Here is a 15825-nt window from a genome sequence, read left to right on the forward strand (position 1 = left end):
CCATAGCGTTCGTGCACGTCGCGCCAGGGGCAGCCAGCTCGCAGGACGAACAGCATGCCATTAAGAAACCGGCGGTTGTCGTAAGCGGGACGAGACTTGCGCCCCCGTTCACTGGGCAGCAGTTCACCGATCACCGCCCATTCCTCGTCCGTCAGATCGCCTCGCGCCAAAGCCGCCTCCAAAAGGCAGCCTTGAATCAAACGTCAGACGGTTTGGGAATCCACTATGTCAACAGGGCCTAGAATAGCTGACCAATAAGGAGGACGCGGAGGAGTAACTTTGCGGGGCGGAATGACGCGCCCCGGCCAAGGGAGGGAGCGGCCAACAAGACGTCCACGGAACGGCAGCTTTCCGCCAGTCAGTGCTCCAGAGCCGATGGTCCGCTTCCGGCCCGTTTCTTCCGAAGCTTGCCGGTCTGAATGGCGTCTCTCGCGGTTGTTCAGGCATCGTTCGGGAATCCTCGGATTACCGACATTCGCGCCTCGACAGGTTGTTCGATTTGACGGAAGAGGATCCCACTGGAAGATAAGCTGTGAGTACAAAATCCTACAGCACTTTCCGCATGTCCGGCTTCACGGCGGTTTGTACGATCTCGAAGAGCCGCTCTGCTGCTGGACCTAGCGGATCTCCAGCGCGTGTAACGAGCCCATAGCTTGCGACGCGCATGTCTTGGGCAAGTGGGATGCGGCCAAGGCGGCTCGCGAGGGCGCCGTGCTCGATGAAGAGATCGGCGACCGCCCGCGCCATCGGTGCGATCGCATCGGTTTCTCTGACCAGCGCCAGCGTGAAGAGGATCGAAGTCGTTCCGACCACGCGCCGTGGAAGTTCCAGACCGTGCTTGAGGAGATACTCCTCGTGGGTTCGCCTCAACAAGCCGCCCGGTGGCTGAGTGACCCAGTCATATTCGAGACAGTCCTTCAAAGCGATGTTCTGGCGCCGGGTCAGCGGATGGTCGAAGCGCACGAGCAGCGCCACCGGTTCAAGCCCGATCGTTTCGATTCGAAAGGCGCGGGCATCGCTCTCTGTCGGAATACGCCCGATATAGAAGTCGAGATCGCGGTCGAGCAACGCTTCGGAGAGTTTGTCCGACGTATCGATCAGGACAGAAAGATCGATGTCGGGATAGGCGGCCCGCGCCTCGCGTACCGCGGGCAGCAGAATCTTGAGCGAGGGGCCGGTGACCGCACCCATGCGAACCGAACCGCGTGTCCCGACGGCCATCTGGCCGATGCGCTCCTGCACGAGGTCGAAGCCGTGCAAAGCGCTCGCCGCCTGGCTCGCCAAGAGCGTCCCGGCTTCCGTCAGGGAGATGCCCCGCATATGACGGGTATAAAGCGGGACGCCGACCATCTCCTCGAGTTGCGATAGGAGACGGGATGCGGCCGGCTGGGTCATTCCAGTGTGCCGTGCAGCGGCTCCGATCTGTTCGAAATCGCGCAAGGCCGTCAGCAACCGAAGCTGCGAGAACTTGAGGCCCTTTCGAACCAGGTGATCGGCCTGTTTCGCCCTGTGTCTCTCGGACATCGTCGACCTTCTGCTCCAGACGCGACGGCTCCTATGCGGACCCGGACGCAACGATCGGCGACATCAGGAGGCTCCCGGCCGGAAGAGCGGCATCGACCGGGCGCTTCGATCGCCACCCCGATGATATACCTTAATTGGCATATCGTGATCTCAAAAGTCTATTTTTCAAATATATTTTATTGGGCTTAGGATGGTGCAGGGCAGAGCGCGGCAGACACCCATGCGGGGCCCGGAAATGACGATGCGGAACCGGAGGAGGAAGCCGGCCCGCGTCTGGCGTCGAGACGCCAATTTCTGGGCAACTCGCAGTCCCCGCAGGGCCTCGGGAGGAATGATGGTCGGATCGAACGATCGGCGCGAACACGCCGTCGCCTCGAGGTGCCGAGCGCTGCTCGGTTCCGGGCCGATTTCGCGCCGAGCGCACTCTCTGAGCAAACGGAATATCCAGGGCCCTCCCGTAAAGATCGAGTGTAGCCCCTGGGAACCATGCCGCGATCACCGATGAGGGGATCCGGGAAACAAGAGACGTGTGTCTGCCGGCCGGCGCTGGCTTCCACGTTTTTCCATAGGAGGAGTGAAGCATGATCAAGTCCCTGATGATAACCGCCGCGATTTGCCTAGGTGCGACCACGCTCGCCTCGGCACAGACCGTCGGCTTCTCGCAAATCGGCTCGGAGTCCGGCTGGCGCGCCGCCGAGACGACGATCACCCGTCAGCAGGCCGAAGAGCGCGGGATCGATCTGAAATTCTCCGATGCGCAGCAGAAGCAGGAGAACCAGATCGCGGCGCTCCGTTCGTTCGTCGCTCAGGGCGTGGACGCCATTCTTCTGGCGCCTGTCGTTGCGACCGGCTGGGACAGCGTGCTCCAGGAAGCCAAGGAAGCCGAGATTCCCGTCGTGCTCCTCGACCGCAAGGTCGATTCCGACGAGAGCCTCTATCTGACCGCGGTTGGCTCCGACCTCGTGCATGAGGGCGAGGTCGCTGGCCAATGGCTTGTCGACAATGCCGGCGAGGGCGAATGCCGCATCGTCGAACTTCAGGGCACGACCGGCTCCTCGCCGGCGATCGATCGCGCTCAGGGCTTCCGCAACGCCATCGAAGGTAAAGACAATCTGGAGATCGTCAGAAGCCAGACCGGCGATTTCACCCGAACCGGCGGCAAGGAAGTGATGGAGAGCTTCTTGCAAGCCGAGAACGGCGGAAAGGATATCTGCGCGCTCTACGCTCACAACGACGACATGGCGATCGGCGCGATTCAGGCCATCAAGGAAGCCGGCCTGAAGCCGGGCGAGGACATCAAGATCGTCTCGATCGATGCGGTGCCCGACATCTTCCAGGCGATGGCGGCGGGTGAAGCCAACGCCACGGTGGAACTGACGCCGAACATGGCAGGTCCCGCCTTCGACGCGCTCGAAGCCTATCGCAATGATGGAACCGAGCCGAAGAAGTTCATTCAGACCGAATCCAAGCTCTACACCCAAAACGACGATCCTCAGGAGCAGTACGAGGCCCGCAAGGACCTCGGTTACTGATCCGACCCGAGCGGACCGGGGCGGGGCCTCCCAACGCCCTGGTCCATTGCGAGCTGATGCAAGACGATGCGCCTCAAGAACCCTCTCCAGATGGTCTCCGATGCGCCGAAAAGGTCTTCGATGCCTCTGACAATCCGATCCCTCAGCAAGTCGTTTCCTGGAGCTAAGGCGCTCGACTGTGTCGATTTCGACCTGCGGGCCGGCGAGGTTCATGCCCTGCTTGGCGAGAACGGCGCCGGCAAGTCGACGCTTATCAAATGCCTCACAGGCGCCTACCGTCGCGATTCGGGCGAGATCATGCTGAACGGCGAGGCAATCTCGCCGAGCTCGACATCCGAAGCGCAGGCGCTCGGCATCGGCACGGTGTACCAGGAGGTCAACCTCCTGCCGAACCTGACCGTTGCGCAGAACCTGACCTTCGGGCGCGAGCCGCGCCGCTTCGGCTTCATCGACGGGACCGCTCAGCGGGCCGAGGCACGGCGCATGCTCTCCGGCTACGGGCTCGACATCGATGTCGGCCGCGACCTCGGCGCCTATTCCGTCGCCATCCAGCAGATCGTCGCCATCGCCCGTGCCGTCGAACTCTCCGGCAAGGTCCTGATCCTCGACGAGCCAACCGCCAGTCTCGACGCCGACGAAACGCGAATGCTGTTCGACGTGGTTCGCTCCCTGCGCGAGAAAGGCCTCGGTATCGTCTTCGTCTCCCACTTCCTCGATCAGGTCTTCGAACTGACCGACCGTCTGACTGTTCTGCGGAATGGTCGGAAGATCGTGACCGAGGAGACCGCGCGCCTCGATAGGGTCAGGCTCATCGAACACATGCTCGGCCGCGAACTGTCCATGACGGAAGACGCCGCGCGCAGGAAGACCGACCCGAATGTCGCCACGCGACCCGAAGTCGTGCGCTTCGAGAATTTCGGGCGCTCGGGCGTCGTCGAGCCCTTCGATCTCACCGTGCATCGCGGCGAAGTCATCGGGCTCGCGGGCCTCCTCGGCTCGGGGCGCACGGAGACCGCCGAACTTATGTTCGGGGTGCGCACGGCAGCGTCAGGCGAAGCGCGCGACGAGACCGGCAGGATCGCCCACGCCAATCCGCGCGAGGCGATCGCGTCTGGTTTCGGCTTCGCTCCCGAGGACCGTAAGACCGACGGCATCATCGCCGAACTCTCCATCCGCGAAAACATCATACTCGCCATGCAGGCGCGGCGCGGCTGGGCAAAACCCATCCCCCGGGCCGAGCAGGACCGGCTTGCCGCCGACTACATCGAGAAGCTCGACATCCGCACCAGCGGCCCGGAAAAGCCGATCGGGCAGCTTTCCGGCGGTAACCAGCAGAAGGTGGTGCTCGCTCGCTGGCTGGCGATGAATCCACGTTTCCTTATTCTCGACGAGCCGACGCGCGGTATCGACGTCGGCGCACATGCGGAGATCCTGAACCTCATCCGCCAACTCACCGACGAAGGCATGTCGCTCCTCGTCATCTCCTCCGAGCTCGACGAACTTATCGCGGTCTCCAACCGGATCGTCGTCGTCCGCGATCGCCGGCACGTCGCCGAGCTCACCGGCGATGATATCGCGACCGGACCGATTGTCCGTGCCATCGCTGCCGAAGCGGCCGCGCAAGCCGAAAAGGTCGCATGATGTTTCGCTCGCTTTCGCGGATTGCGCCGCAACTCATCACTCTCGGCGCGATCGTTCTCCTGGTCACCGCGTTCTTCCCGGATTTCATCCTGATCGGATACGAGCGCGAACGCCTGGTCGGACCGATCATCGACGTGCTGAAGCGCGGGGCACCCGTGGCGCTTCTGGCCATCGGCATGACGCTCGTGATTGCGACGCGGGGCATCGATCTTTCGGTGGGAACCGTCATGGCGATCTCCGGCGCGATCGGTGCGTGGGCGATCTCCTCCGGGCTCGGCCTCGCTCCCACGCTGGCGCTCGCCATCGGCGCGGGTCTTCTTTGCGGTCTATGGAACGGCTGTCTCGTCGCCGTCATCGGCATTCAGCCGATCGTCGCCACGCTCATCCTGATGACGTCCGGGCGTGGCATCGCCCAGTTGATCACCGAGGGCCGCATCCTCACCTTCAGCGATCCGTCCTTTGCCTTTTTCGGCTCCGGAACGCTTTTCGGCATGCCGTTTCCGGCGGTGCTATGGGTACTGCTCGCGCTCGTGGTGACCCTTCTAATGCGGCGCACGGCACTCGGCATCCTGGTCGAGGCGATCGGTGTCAATCGCTCGGCCTCGGCGCTGGCCGGCGTCAACGCGCGGGTTCTTCTCATCGCGGTCTATATGGCGGCCGGTCTCTGCGCCGCCTTCGCCGGCATCGTCGCGACCGCCGACATCCGGGGTGCCGACGCAAACAATACCGGCCTGTGGCTCGAACTCGATGCGATTCTTGCGGTAGTCATCGGCGGCAACTCGCTACTCGGCGGCCGCTTCTCGATCGCCGCCTCGGTCATCGGCGCGATGATCATACAGACTATCGATACCGGCATCCTGCTCGCGGGCTTTCCGTCGGAATACAATCTCGTCATCAAAGCCGGACTGGTGTTGATCATCCTCGTCGTCCAGTCGCCCAATCTCGCGCAGAGCTGGCGCTTCGTGAAGGACGAGAGTCGGCGAAGGCGCGAGCGCAGCTACGAGGCCAGAAAGGAATTGCGCTCGTGACCGTCAATCCGCGCTTCTATCCCCTGCTCGCGACCATCGCGATCTTCGTCCTCGCCTATACGGTCTGCTGGATCCAGTTTCCCGCCATGCTCTCAACGCGGGTCGTCGGCAATCTTCTGACCGATAACGCCTATCTCGGTATTGTCGCGGTCGGCATGACGGTGGTGATCCTTTCGGGCGGCATCGACCTGTCGGTCGGCTCGGTGATTGCATTCTCCGGCGTGTTCATCGCGGTCGTCCTGCGTGAAACGTCGCTTCATCCGCTGGCTGTCTTCGTGCTCCTGCTCGCGGTGACGACGGCTTTCGGCGCGCTGATGGGGCTGATCATCCATTCTCTCGCCATGCCCGCCTTCATCGTCACGCTGGCCGGCATGTTCCTCGCGCGCGGCGCCGCTTACATGCTGACCATCGATTCAGTGCCGATCTCAGACCCCTTCTACGACTTCATCAAGTCGTCCTACTACCTCATGCCGGGCAAGGGGCGGCTTACCGTCATCGCAGGAGTGATGCTGCTGACGGTCCTCGTCGGCGCCCTCGTCGCCCATCGTACCCGCTTCGGAGCGAGCATGTTCGCGCTTGGCGGCGGCGAGCAGACGGCGCGGCTGATGGGCGTCCGCATCGGACGCTTGACGGTTCTGATCTATGCGTTCTCAGGCTTCATGGCCGGGCTCTCCGGAATCGTCTTCTCGATCTACACGGGTTCCGGCTATCCGCTAGCCACCGTCGGCACGGAGCTGACCGCGATCGCAGCCGTCGTCATCGGCGGGACGATCCTCACGGGCGGTGCGGGCTACGTGGTCGGCACTCTTTTCGGCGTACTCACCATGGGCTTGATCCAGACTTACATCGTCTTCGATGGCACCCTGTCGAGCTGGTGGACGAAGATCGTCATCGGCCTCCTCCTTCTCCTCTTCATCGTGCTTCAGAAGGGGCTCTTGAGGATCTCCTCCGCCGGCCAGTCGGTCCGCCACGCATGATCGATGCGCGACGAGAAACGATAGTGCCTGGCAGTTCACGCCTGGCCGATGCCGTCGCTTCAATCAGCGCCGATGATACGAAGATGATCCGTGCCCGTTTTGGCGGCGAGGAGTTACCTTCGTGAGCAACCATGTGAGCGAGATAGAGTCGCCACGACGGGCGAGGGTTAATCGTACAGGTCGTCGCAGCCCTTGAGATATTCCTTCAGTCGTATTCCGATAGCATGGGAATCGTGACGATTAGCGCCGATGGGGCACGATGCGCGAGCGAAAGCTTCTGATTGCACGATAGTTGGCTGGCTTCGGCGGACCGCAGCCATTATGCGGCGAAGAAACATAGCCTCAATTTCTTCATCTTAGCGCAGGCCCTCAGCGAAGCGACGGTTGACCGTTAAATGTCAGCTGTGACCATTCTCAACCCGCCAATTCGGAGCCGAACCGAACTGAGCTTACGACGACCGCTCATCGGTGTTGGTTTCCATTCCGTCCGGTCGACAGAGAAGGGGCGATAGCTGATCGGCAGCGTTCCAACTACAGCAGCGCAAAGCAAACGGACTGTTTTCGGCCTCGAGAAGCCGCTGGAAATGATTTCTGTGTTAGGCGGACACCAGAAGATCCGCTTCTGGTGCACATTCTCAAGAAGCCGTCGTTCGCACGCTAACTCACCAGACGGTAGCCGATCCCCGGCTCGGTGATGATCAGGCGCGGCGCTGACGGATCGTCTTCGAGCTTCTGTCGAAGCTGCCCGATATAGACGCGGAGATATTGAGTATCGCCCTCGTTTGCCGCGCCCCACACATCCTTTAACAGGCGTCTATGGGTGACGACCCGTCCGGCTTCACGCAGGAGAACAACGAGGACGTCGAACTCGCGCCGCGTGAGGCGAATCTCGGCTCCTGCCTTGCGTACCTGATGGGCGTCGACGTCGATCTCGATCGTGCCGCATCGCATGATCCCGCCATTGCCAAGGGTCTGTCGTGCATGGCGCAGCGCGGCACGCAGCCGAGCGGTCAGTTCGCCGACCCCGAACGGCTTCTCGACATAGTCGTCCGCGCCAAGGTCGAGAGCCTGGATCTTTTCGGTTTCCCGGTCGCGTGCCGACAGGACGACAATCGGAACATGCGAGACCTTGCGCAGGCGCCTGATCACGTCCTTGCCGTCGAGATCGGGCAGTCCGAGATCGAGCAGGATCGCGTCGGGTGGATTTTCCGTCGCGCTCTGAAGCGCTTCGGAAGCCTTCGATGCCTGAACGACCCGGTACCCTTCCGCTTCGAGCACGGGTTTCAGGAAGCGGTGGATGGCGGGCTCGTCGTCGACGACGAGGATGGTCGGCTGGATCATAGGCCTGCTCCGCGTTCGGAAGGCAATCGAATGACAAAAGCGGCTCCCCGTTGCTGGAGGGTATCGGCGGACCGCAACTCGACAGTGCCGCCATGCGCCTCGACAATGCCTTTCGTGATCGCGAGACCAAGCCCGGAGCTGTCCCCACCATCGGCGGCAGAGGTGCGCAGCCGCGTGAACTTCTCGAAGACGTGATCGCGGAGATCGGCCGGGACGCCGGGTCCGTCGTCGACGATCTCGATCGTGACGATGTCTGGTTCCGTCCGCGCCCGAAGCGTGACGGTCGCCTTCGCGCCCGCGTAATTCACCGCGTTGCCGACGATATTGCCGACGGCCTGGTCGAGGAGCGATGCGTCGCCGTAGGCGAGGACCGGCCCGGGCGGACGGTCTACGCGGAAGCGTTGCGGGGCGCCTCTGCGACGGGCCTGATCAACGATGCGATCAAGCATCTCGCCGATATCGAACCAGTCCTTCGTGATCTCCAGTGCGCCAGCTTCCAGGCGCGTCATCGAGAGGAGATTGCGCACCATCTGGTCGAGATGGCGCGCTTCGTCGCGGACCTGTCCCAGAAGATCGTCCCGGACGGCAGGATCGATCCGATCCTGATACTCGATCAAGGCCGTCGAGGCGCCCAGAATGGAGGCGAGGGGGGTGCGGAAGTCGTGGCTGATCGAGGCAAGGAGGATGTTGCGCACCCTCTCGGTCTCTGCTGCCGTGCGCGCGCTGCGAACCTCCGTGGAAAGAACCGCCCTTTGGAGAGCAACGGCCGTCTGCTCGGCGAGAGCGGAGAGGAGGGCGCGAAGCTCTGCATCGAGTAAGGCGTTCGACGCGCTTTCGATACCGAGCACGCCGATGCGGGCGTCCTGGACGGCGAGCGGCAGAAAGGTCCAGCCGGCGGACGGCAGGGTCTGCGTGCCCGCGCCGGCCATCTCGCGATATTCATGCGCCCACCTTGCGGCGGTGCGCGCTGGCATGTCGAGCCGGTCGTCCGGTGGCCAGGAGGCGACGATGGAAAGATCTGCCCCCTCGGGCTGAAGGATCGTCACGGCTCGCCCCGTCGCAGCATTGATCTCGCTGGCGGCAGCTTCCGCCACGGCGCCCGCATCGGGCAGGGCCGAGAGCGTGCGGGTGAACTCGTAAAGCCGCCGGGCCGCGCGGGTGCGCCGGGCCGAGGCGCGCACCTGTTCGCGCGCCTGCCCCGCCACGGCGGATATCACGAAGGCGATGATCAGGAAGATCGTCAACGCCAGCAATTCGTGCGGGCGCGCGATGGTAAAGGTCCCGGTCGGATCCAGGAACAGGTAGTTGTAGGCGGCGAAGGAGAGGAAGGACGCAAGAACCGCAGGCCACACGCCGTAGAGCAGGGCTGGGGCCAGCACTGCGAGCAGATAGAGCATCGAGACGTTGGGCAGCGAGACGAAGCGCGCCAGGATGTTGCCCGCGAACGAGGCGGCGGCGACGAAGGCGGTCGCAGCAAGGTAGCCGGTCCATATGCCTCTCTCAGGCCACCGGAACGCCCAGGCTTCCGGGATCTCGTTCTCGGTCAGGACAAGGACGGAGACCCCGCGCGCTCGCTGCACGATGGCGTCGGCGAGGTTGCCGTCGCCCCAGGGCAGCCGGATCCACCGCGAGCGTGCCTTCCCGACGAGGATCTGCGTGATGTTCTCGAAACGGGCGAAGCGCAGCAGTTCGGCCGGAAGGTCGGACGCGACGAGGTTGTGCGTTTCGGCGCCGAGGCTCTTGGCCAGTTGCATGGTGGCATCGAGACGCGAGGCGGCGCCCTGATCGAGCGTCGCCCCGGGGCGCTCGATCGTAACCGCGAACCAGGGCGCGTCGAGAAGATCCGCGAGCCGTTTGCCTTCGCGCACCAGCCGCTCGGCCTGCGCGTTCGGGCCGACACAGACGAGCAGGCGCTCGCCGGCGGCCCATGGCCCTTCGATGGCGCTCCCCTGCATGCGCTCGACGAGATCGGAATCGACCTGCGCCGCGACCTGCCGTAGGGCGAGTTCGCGCAGCGCGGTCAGGTTCGACGGCTTGAAGAAGTTCTGCGTGGCGCGTGTGGCCGTGTCCTCGACATAGACCTTGCCCTCGGCGAGCCGCCGAATGAGTTCGTCCGACGGCAGATCGACGAGGACGATCTGGTCGGCGACCGTAAGAGTCGTATCGGGCACGGTCTCGCGCACGCGCACTCCCGTGATGCGCTGGACGACGTCGTTCAGGCTTTCCACGTGCTGGACGTTCATTGTCGTCCATACGTCGATCCCGTTTTGCAGACACTCTGCAACATCCTGCCAACGCTTCGGATGGCGCGATCCCTCGACGTTCGAGTGGGCGTATTCGTCGACGATCAGCAGCGAGGGCTGACGGGCGAGCGCTTCATCGAGATCGAGTTCGGGAACGAGCCGTCCCTTGTATGGGATGAGGCGGCGGGGGAGTACCTCGAGGTCGGCGATCATCGCCTCGGTGTCGGCACGTCCGTGCGTCTCCACGATGCCGACGAGAACGTCGCGGCCGCCGGCCCTTTCGGCCCTTGCGGCCTGAAGCATGGCGTAGGTTTTGCCAACTCCGGGGGCTGCGCCGAGAAACATACGCAGCTTGCCTCGGCCTTCTCGCTCGGCCTGGTCGAGAAGGGCGTCGGGTGAAGCACGGGGCGCGTCATGGTCGCTCATTGAAGATCTTCTACTGCTATTTCGTGCCTCTCAGCCATGCGAGGCAGATTCGCAACGCCGCCTGTCTGCCAGTTAGTTTGCGGCGGAGTTCGACGCGAGCGCATCGAGGCCGAGATTCACGCCGAGAACCAGAACACGCGGCTCGCCGAGAAGGCCGAGGGTGCGGCCGGCAGTGTTCTGCGAGATGACCCGACGAACCTCCTGTGGGGTCAGACCACGCGCCTGCGCAATGCGGGGCACCTGGAGCTCGGCGAAGGCTGGCGAGACGTGCGGGTCGAGGCCGCTGCCGGAGGTGGTGATCGCGTCAGCCGGAAGCAGCGCGGCACCAGTCGTAGCCTTCATCGCCCGTCCATCGGTCCTCAATCGCTCGGCCAGGCGAGCACTCGTCGGAGCCAGATTGGTGCCGGACGAGGCCGAGGCGTCGTAGCCGTCACCGGCGGCCGATAGGCGCGGCTGGAGATAGTCTGCCCCCGTGAAGGACTGACCGATCAGCGTCGAGCCGACGGCGACCCCGCCCCGGGTCACGAGGCTTCCCGATGCCTGGTCCGGGAATGCGACACCTGCGATGGCGGTCATGGCCAAGGGATAGGCAAGTCCCAGAAGGAGGGTAAAAAGAGCGAGAAGCGTTGCGGTGGCACGCAATTGCGAGAGCATGAAGATAGTCCTTGCGAAGAAGCTCAGGCGAGACCGAGAACGGAAACCACGACGTCGATCAGCTTGATGCCGATGAACGGCACGAGAATGCCGCCGAGACCGTAGACGAGGAGATTGCGACGCAGCACGGTCGCGGCATCGAGGGCGCGATAGGGCACGCCGGTAAGCGCCAGCGGAATGAGCGCCACGATCACCAGAGCGTTGAAGATGACCGCCGACAGGATCGCGCTTTGCGGCGTCGACAGACCCATGACGTTCAGGACGCCGAGTTCGGGGATCGCCGCGATGAAGAGAGCCGGGATGATCGCGAAGTACTTCGCGACATCGTTGGCGATCGAGAAGGTCGTCAGGCTTCCTCGCGTCATCAGGAGCTGCTTGCCGATGCCGACGATCTCGATGAGCTTGGTCGGATCGCTGTCGAGGTCCACCATGTTGCCGGCCTCGCGCGCTGCCTGCGTGCCGGTCTGCATGGCGACGCCGACATCGGCCTGGGCGAGGGCCGGCGCATCATTGGTGCCGTCTCCGCACATGGCGACGAGGCGGCCCTGGCGCTGCTCGTTGCGGATGTAGTTCAATTTGTCCTGCGGGGTGGCTTCGGCAATGAAGTCGTCGACGCCGGCCTCCGACGCGATGGCCGCGGCCGTCACCGGGTTGTCGCCCGTCACCATCACCGTGCGGATGCCCATGCGCCGCAGCTCGGCAAAGCGCTCCTTGATGTCGGGCTTCACGACGTCCTTCAAATGGATGACCCCGATGAAGCGGCCGTTTTCGGCAAGGCCGAGAGGCGTACCACCGCTCCTCGCGATAAGCTCCACCGCCTGTGTGAACGCTCGAGGCTCCGCGACCTCGCGGCCTGCCGTCTCGCGCACGAACTTCCGAATGGCGTCGATCGAACCCTTGCGGATCGTCTTCGACGTAAGGTCGACACCCGACAGGCGCGTCGCGGCCGAGAAGGGAATGAAGGTCGCGTCCGGCCGAGGCGCATCCGGCAGGACGATGCCGAAGCGATCGCGCGCGAGGACAAGGATCGAACGTCCCTCGGCGGTCTCGTCTGCCAGCGAGGCCGCCACGGCAATCTCGGCCATCTCGGCGGCACTCATGCCTCCGACCGCGACGAACTCCGATGCCATGCGGTTGCCGAAAGTGATCGTGCCGGTCTTGTCGAGGAGAAGCGTATCGACGTCGCCGGAGGCCTCCACGGCCTTGCCGGACATTGCGAGGACGTTATGCCGGATCAGACGATCCATGCCTGCGATCCCGATCGCCGACAGGAGCCCTCCGATGGTCGTCGGAATCAATGTGACGAGAAGCGCGACGAGGATCGGCACCGAGACCGCGGCGCCGGCATAGGCCGACAGGCCCGTGAGCGTCACCACGGCAATGAGGAAGATCAACGTCATTCCCACCAGGAGAATGGTCAGCGCGAGTTCGTTCGGCGTCTTCTGTCGCTCGGCTCCTTCCACGAGAGCGATCATCCGATCGAGGAAGGATGAGCCGGGCGCCGCGGTGATGCGCACGATGAGCCAGTCGGAGACGACGGTGGTGCCGCCGGTGACGGCCGAGCGGTCGCCGCCGGCCTCCCGGATCACGGGCGCGGACTCGCCTGTCACCGCTGCCTCGTTGACGGAGGCAATGCCCTCGACGATGTCGCCATCGCCGGGCACGAGGTCTCCCGTCTCGACCAGAACATGGTCGCCGATCTTCAAGTCCAGGGCGGAGACTGGCCGCACACTGGAACGGTCCGTCCGGTTCGCCAAGCGCTTGGCGACGGTATCGGTTCGGGCCTGGCGAAGCGAGGCTGCCTGCGCCCGGCCGCGTCCCTCCGCAATGGCCTCGGCGAAGTTTGCGAACAGCACCGTGAACCAGAGCCAGGCCGTGATCTGGCCCGTGAAGAGAAGCGGATTGCCCGCGATAAGATCGCGCACGAACAGGATCGTGACGACCGCGGCAACGATCTCGGTGACGAAGATCACCGGGTTGCGCATGAGAGCTGCGGGATTGAGCTTCTTGAAAGCATCGACCGTCGCCCGCCCGACGAGGTCGGGCCGAAAGGTAGACGTTGTGGCCTTGGCAGCCATTGAGGGGATTCCTTATGGTCGTGTCCACGAGGGACCGAAGGAGACTGAAGACGGATTGAAGGAGCGCCTCCCGGGAGAGGCGTCCCCGGTCGTCAGAAGGTCTTGCCGCCGAGCATCTGCACCTGTTCGGCGATGGGGCCGAGGGCGAGCGCTGGGAAGAACTGTAGGCCGCCGAGGATCACGATGATGCCGGCGAGAAGCCCGGCGAAGAGAGGGCCGTGGGTCGGGAACGTGCCCGCCGAGGGCGCAAGCTTCGTCTTGGCAACGAGCGAACCTGCGATCGCCATCATCGGCACGATATAGGCGAAGCGGCCCAGCAGCATCGCGAGCCCCAGCGTGGTGTTCCACCAAGGCGAGTTGGCCGAGAGGCCGCCGAAGGCCGAACCATTGTTCCCCGTCGCCGACGAATAGGCGTAGTAGATCTCCGAGAGGCCGTGCGGCCCGGCGTTCCCGAGCCCCGACAGCGCAGATGGAAGGACGGCGGAAAGCGCCGAAAATCCGAGGATCGCGGCGGGAAGGATCAGAATGGCGAGGATCGCCATCTTCATCTCTTTCGCCTCGATCTTCTTGCCGAGATATTCCGGCGTGCGACCGACCATCAGCCCGGCCACGAAGACCGTTATGATTGCGATCAGGAGCATGCCGTACAGGCCGGCGCCGACACCGCCCGGCAGGATTTCGCCGAGCATGATCAGCACCATCGGCACCATGCCGCCGAGCGGGGTGAAGGAGCCGTGCATCGAGTTGACAGCACCGTCCGACAGACCCGTGGTGACGGCCGCGAACATGGCGGAGGCGGCGAGGCCGAAGCGGACCTCCTTGCCTTCCATATTGCCGCCGGCGGGATCGAGGCCGGCCGAGGCGAGGATGGGGGTGCCGGCCGCTTCCGCCCAGTAGGCGACGCCGATGCCCGCGATGAGCAGAAGCGCCATGACCGAAAGAATCGCGACCGCCTGTCGCTTGTCGCCGATCAGTCGCCCGAAGGCGAAGACGAGCGCGACCGAGACGACAAGCATCTGCCATATCGTCAGGGCATTCGAGAGCGGCGACGGGTTTTCGTAAGGATGCGCGGCGTTGACGTTGAAGAACCCACCGCCATTGGTGCCGATCTGCTTGATCGCGATCTGCGAGGCGACCGGACCAAGTGCCAATGTCTGCTCGTCGCCTTCCAGCGTTTGGACCGTCGCCGAAGCCTCGAGCGTTTGCGGCGTGCCCATCGCGACCTGCGCAAGACCCGTCACGACCGCCAACGGCAGGAGAACGTAGAGGGTCGCCCGAATAACGTCCGTGAAGAAGTTGCCGACGGTCTGCGCTCCGGAGCGCGCGAAAGCGCGCACCAGTGCGACCGCGAGCGCGATGCCAGTCGCCGCCGAAAGGAAGTTCTGCACCGTGAGCCCGGCCATCTGGCTGAGATGGCTCATCGTGGTTTCGCCGCCATAGGCCTGCCAGTTCGTGTTCGTCACGAAGGAGACGGCAGTGTTGAAGGCAAGATCCGGCGAGAGCCCCGCGAACCCTTGCGGGTTCAACGGCAGCAGGCCTTGGCCTCGGAGAAGCAGATAAAGGAACAGGAAGCCGGCCGCATTGAAGGCGAGCATCGCCAGTGTGTAGCCGAGCCAGCTCTGCTCCTTTCCGGGGTCGATTCCGGCAAGGCGATGGAAGCTGCGCTCGACGGGGCCGAGCATGGGCGTCAAGACGTTGCGCTCGCCTCGAAAAACCTTCGACATGAAGGCGCCGAGCGGCATGGCGAAAGCGACGACTGCCGCGAGAATGACAAGGATTTGCAGCCAGCCGACGACGGTCATGGCGGACGCCTTTCAGGTTGGGAAGGATTCAGAACCGCTCCGGTCGCACGAGGGCGAAAACCAGATAGCCGGCGATGGCAAGCGCGACGGTGCCGCCGAGGAGGAGGTCGAACATCGTCAGGCCCGTCCGGCCCAGCGCGCGTATGCGGCCATCAGAACGAAGAAGCCCAGCCCCACGGCCAGATATAGAAGATCGAACACGAGCGAGCCCTCCTTTCGGGATCGCCCCTCAAGTGAACCCGATCGGCATAAAGGCGCCATACGAATTTTCAGATATCTGAATGAACGGCGCTAACGACTCGCGGGTGGGTCATGATCATCTCGGTCGCCATGTCTGCTTTCGGTCCGAAACTCCGAGGCCGCGAATGACGAAGAAGGGTCGGAAGCCGATCGGCAGCTTTTCAATCCGCTTGTTCAGAAGCAGACGGTCTCTTTTCGGCCCAGAGTAATGGTCGAAGCATAATGCGGGCGACCCTATCAGAGGTGGGCTAACCGTTAACCACGTTTCCAATTTCGCAAGCGCTGACGCCTTGCGATCGGTGGTTGAGGACGTCAGGTTATCGGCAGGCAGCGGAACAT

At 63.7% G+C, this 15825-nt stretch carries 12 protein-coding genes; 4 read left to right on the forward strand and 8 right to left on the reverse strand.

The window, feature by feature from the left end; all coding sequences use genetic code 11:
- A partial coding sequence (locus DYI37_RS00005; protein WP_147307868.1) for a transposase occupies window positions 1–170 on the reverse strand: 170 nt, incomplete at its 3' end.
- A 376-nt stretch (window positions 171–546) separates the two neighbouring features.
- Window positions 547–1524, reverse strand: a complete 978-nt coding sequence (locus DYI37_RS00010) for a LysR family transcriptional regulator (protein WP_116681169.1) — start codon at window positions 1522–1524, stop codon at window positions 547–549.
- Between the two features lie 596 nt (window positions 1525–2120).
- Between DYI37_RS00010 and ytfQ the strand changes: the two genes are divergently transcribed.
- From ytfQ to yjfF, 4 genes are all read left to right on the forward strand, one after another.
- Complete coding sequence (gene ytfQ, locus DYI37_RS00015) at window positions 2121–3056, forward strand: galactofuranose ABC transporter, galactofuranose-binding protein YtfQ (RefSeq protein ID WP_280986901.1); 936 nt, start codon at window positions 2121–2123, stop codon at window positions 3054–3056.
- A 120-nt stretch (window positions 3057–3176) separates the two neighbouring features.
- Window positions 3177–4697 carry a sugar ABC transporter ATP-binding protein gene (locus DYI37_RS00020; protein WP_116681756.1) on the forward strand — a complete coding sequence of 507 codons (1521 nt, stop codon included), beginning with the start codon at window positions 3177–3179 and terminating at the stop codon, window positions 4695–4697.
- Window positions 4694–5725 (forward strand): ABC transporter permease, encoded by a 1032-nt coding sequence (locus DYI37_RS00025; protein ID WP_425365011.1) that lies wholly within the window; start codon window positions 4694–4696, stop codon window positions 5723–5725. The genes DYI37_RS00020 and DYI37_RS00025 overlap by 4 nt, the downstream gene beginning before the upstream one ends.
- A complete protein-coding gene (yjfF, locus tag DYI37_RS00030; RefSeq protein ID WP_116681171.1) occupies window positions 5722–6702 on the forward strand; it encodes a galactofuranose ABC transporter, permease protein YjfF in 981 nt (326 codons plus the stop codon). The genes DYI37_RS00025 and yjfF overlap by 4 nt, the downstream gene beginning before the upstream one ends.
- A gap of 657 nt (window positions 6703–7359) precedes the next feature.
- Here yjfF and DYI37_RS00035 read toward each other — a convergent pair.
- The 6 genes from DYI37_RS00035 to kdpF form a co-directional block, all read right to left on the reverse strand.
- Window positions 7360–8043 (reverse strand): response regulator, encoded by a 684-nt coding sequence (locus tag DYI37_RS00035; RefSeq protein ID WP_116681172.1) that lies wholly within the window; start codon window positions 8041–8043, stop codon window positions 7360–7362.
- Window positions 8040–10712 carry a sensor histidine kinase gene (locus DYI37_RS00040; RefSeq protein ID WP_116681173.1) on the reverse strand — a complete coding sequence of 891 codons (2673 nt, stop codon included), beginning with the start codon at window positions 10710–10712 and terminating at the stop codon, window positions 8040–8042. The genes DYI37_RS00035 and DYI37_RS00040 overlap by 4 nt, the downstream gene beginning before the upstream one ends.
- A 72-nt stretch (window positions 10713–10784) precedes the next feature.
- Entirely contained in the window at window positions 10785–11366 is a 582-nt protein-coding gene (gene kdpC, locus DYI37_RS00045) for a potassium-transporting ATPase subunit KdpC (RefSeq protein WP_116681174.1), read from the reverse strand.
- Window positions 11367–11389: 23 nt separating this feature from the next.
- A complete protein-coding gene (gene kdpB / locus DYI37_RS00050) occupies window positions 11390–13444 on the reverse strand; it encodes a potassium-transporting ATPase subunit KdpB (RefSeq protein ID WP_116681175.1) in 2055 nt (684 codons plus the stop codon).
- Window positions 13445–13536: 92 nt separating this feature from the next.
- Window positions 13537–15246: a potassium-transporting ATPase subunit KdpA gene (kdpA, locus tag DYI37_RS00055; RefSeq protein ID WP_116681176.1), complete on the reverse strand. Its 1710-nt coding sequence runs from the start codon at window positions 15244–15246 to the stop codon at window positions 13537–13539.
- Between the two features lie 28 nt (window positions 15247–15274).
- Complete coding sequence (gene kdpF, locus DYI37_RS20500) at window positions 15275–15361, reverse strand: K(+)-transporting ATPase subunit F (protein ID WP_116681177.1); 87 nt, start codon at window positions 15359–15361, stop codon at window positions 15275–15277.
- Between the last annotated feature and the right edge of the window lie 464 nt (window positions 15362–15825).

Source organism: Fulvimarina endophytica, assembly GCF_003403015.1.
GTDB lineage: Bacteria > Pseudomonadota > Alphaproteobacteria > Rhizobiales > Rhizobiaceae > Fulvimarina > Fulvimarina endophytica.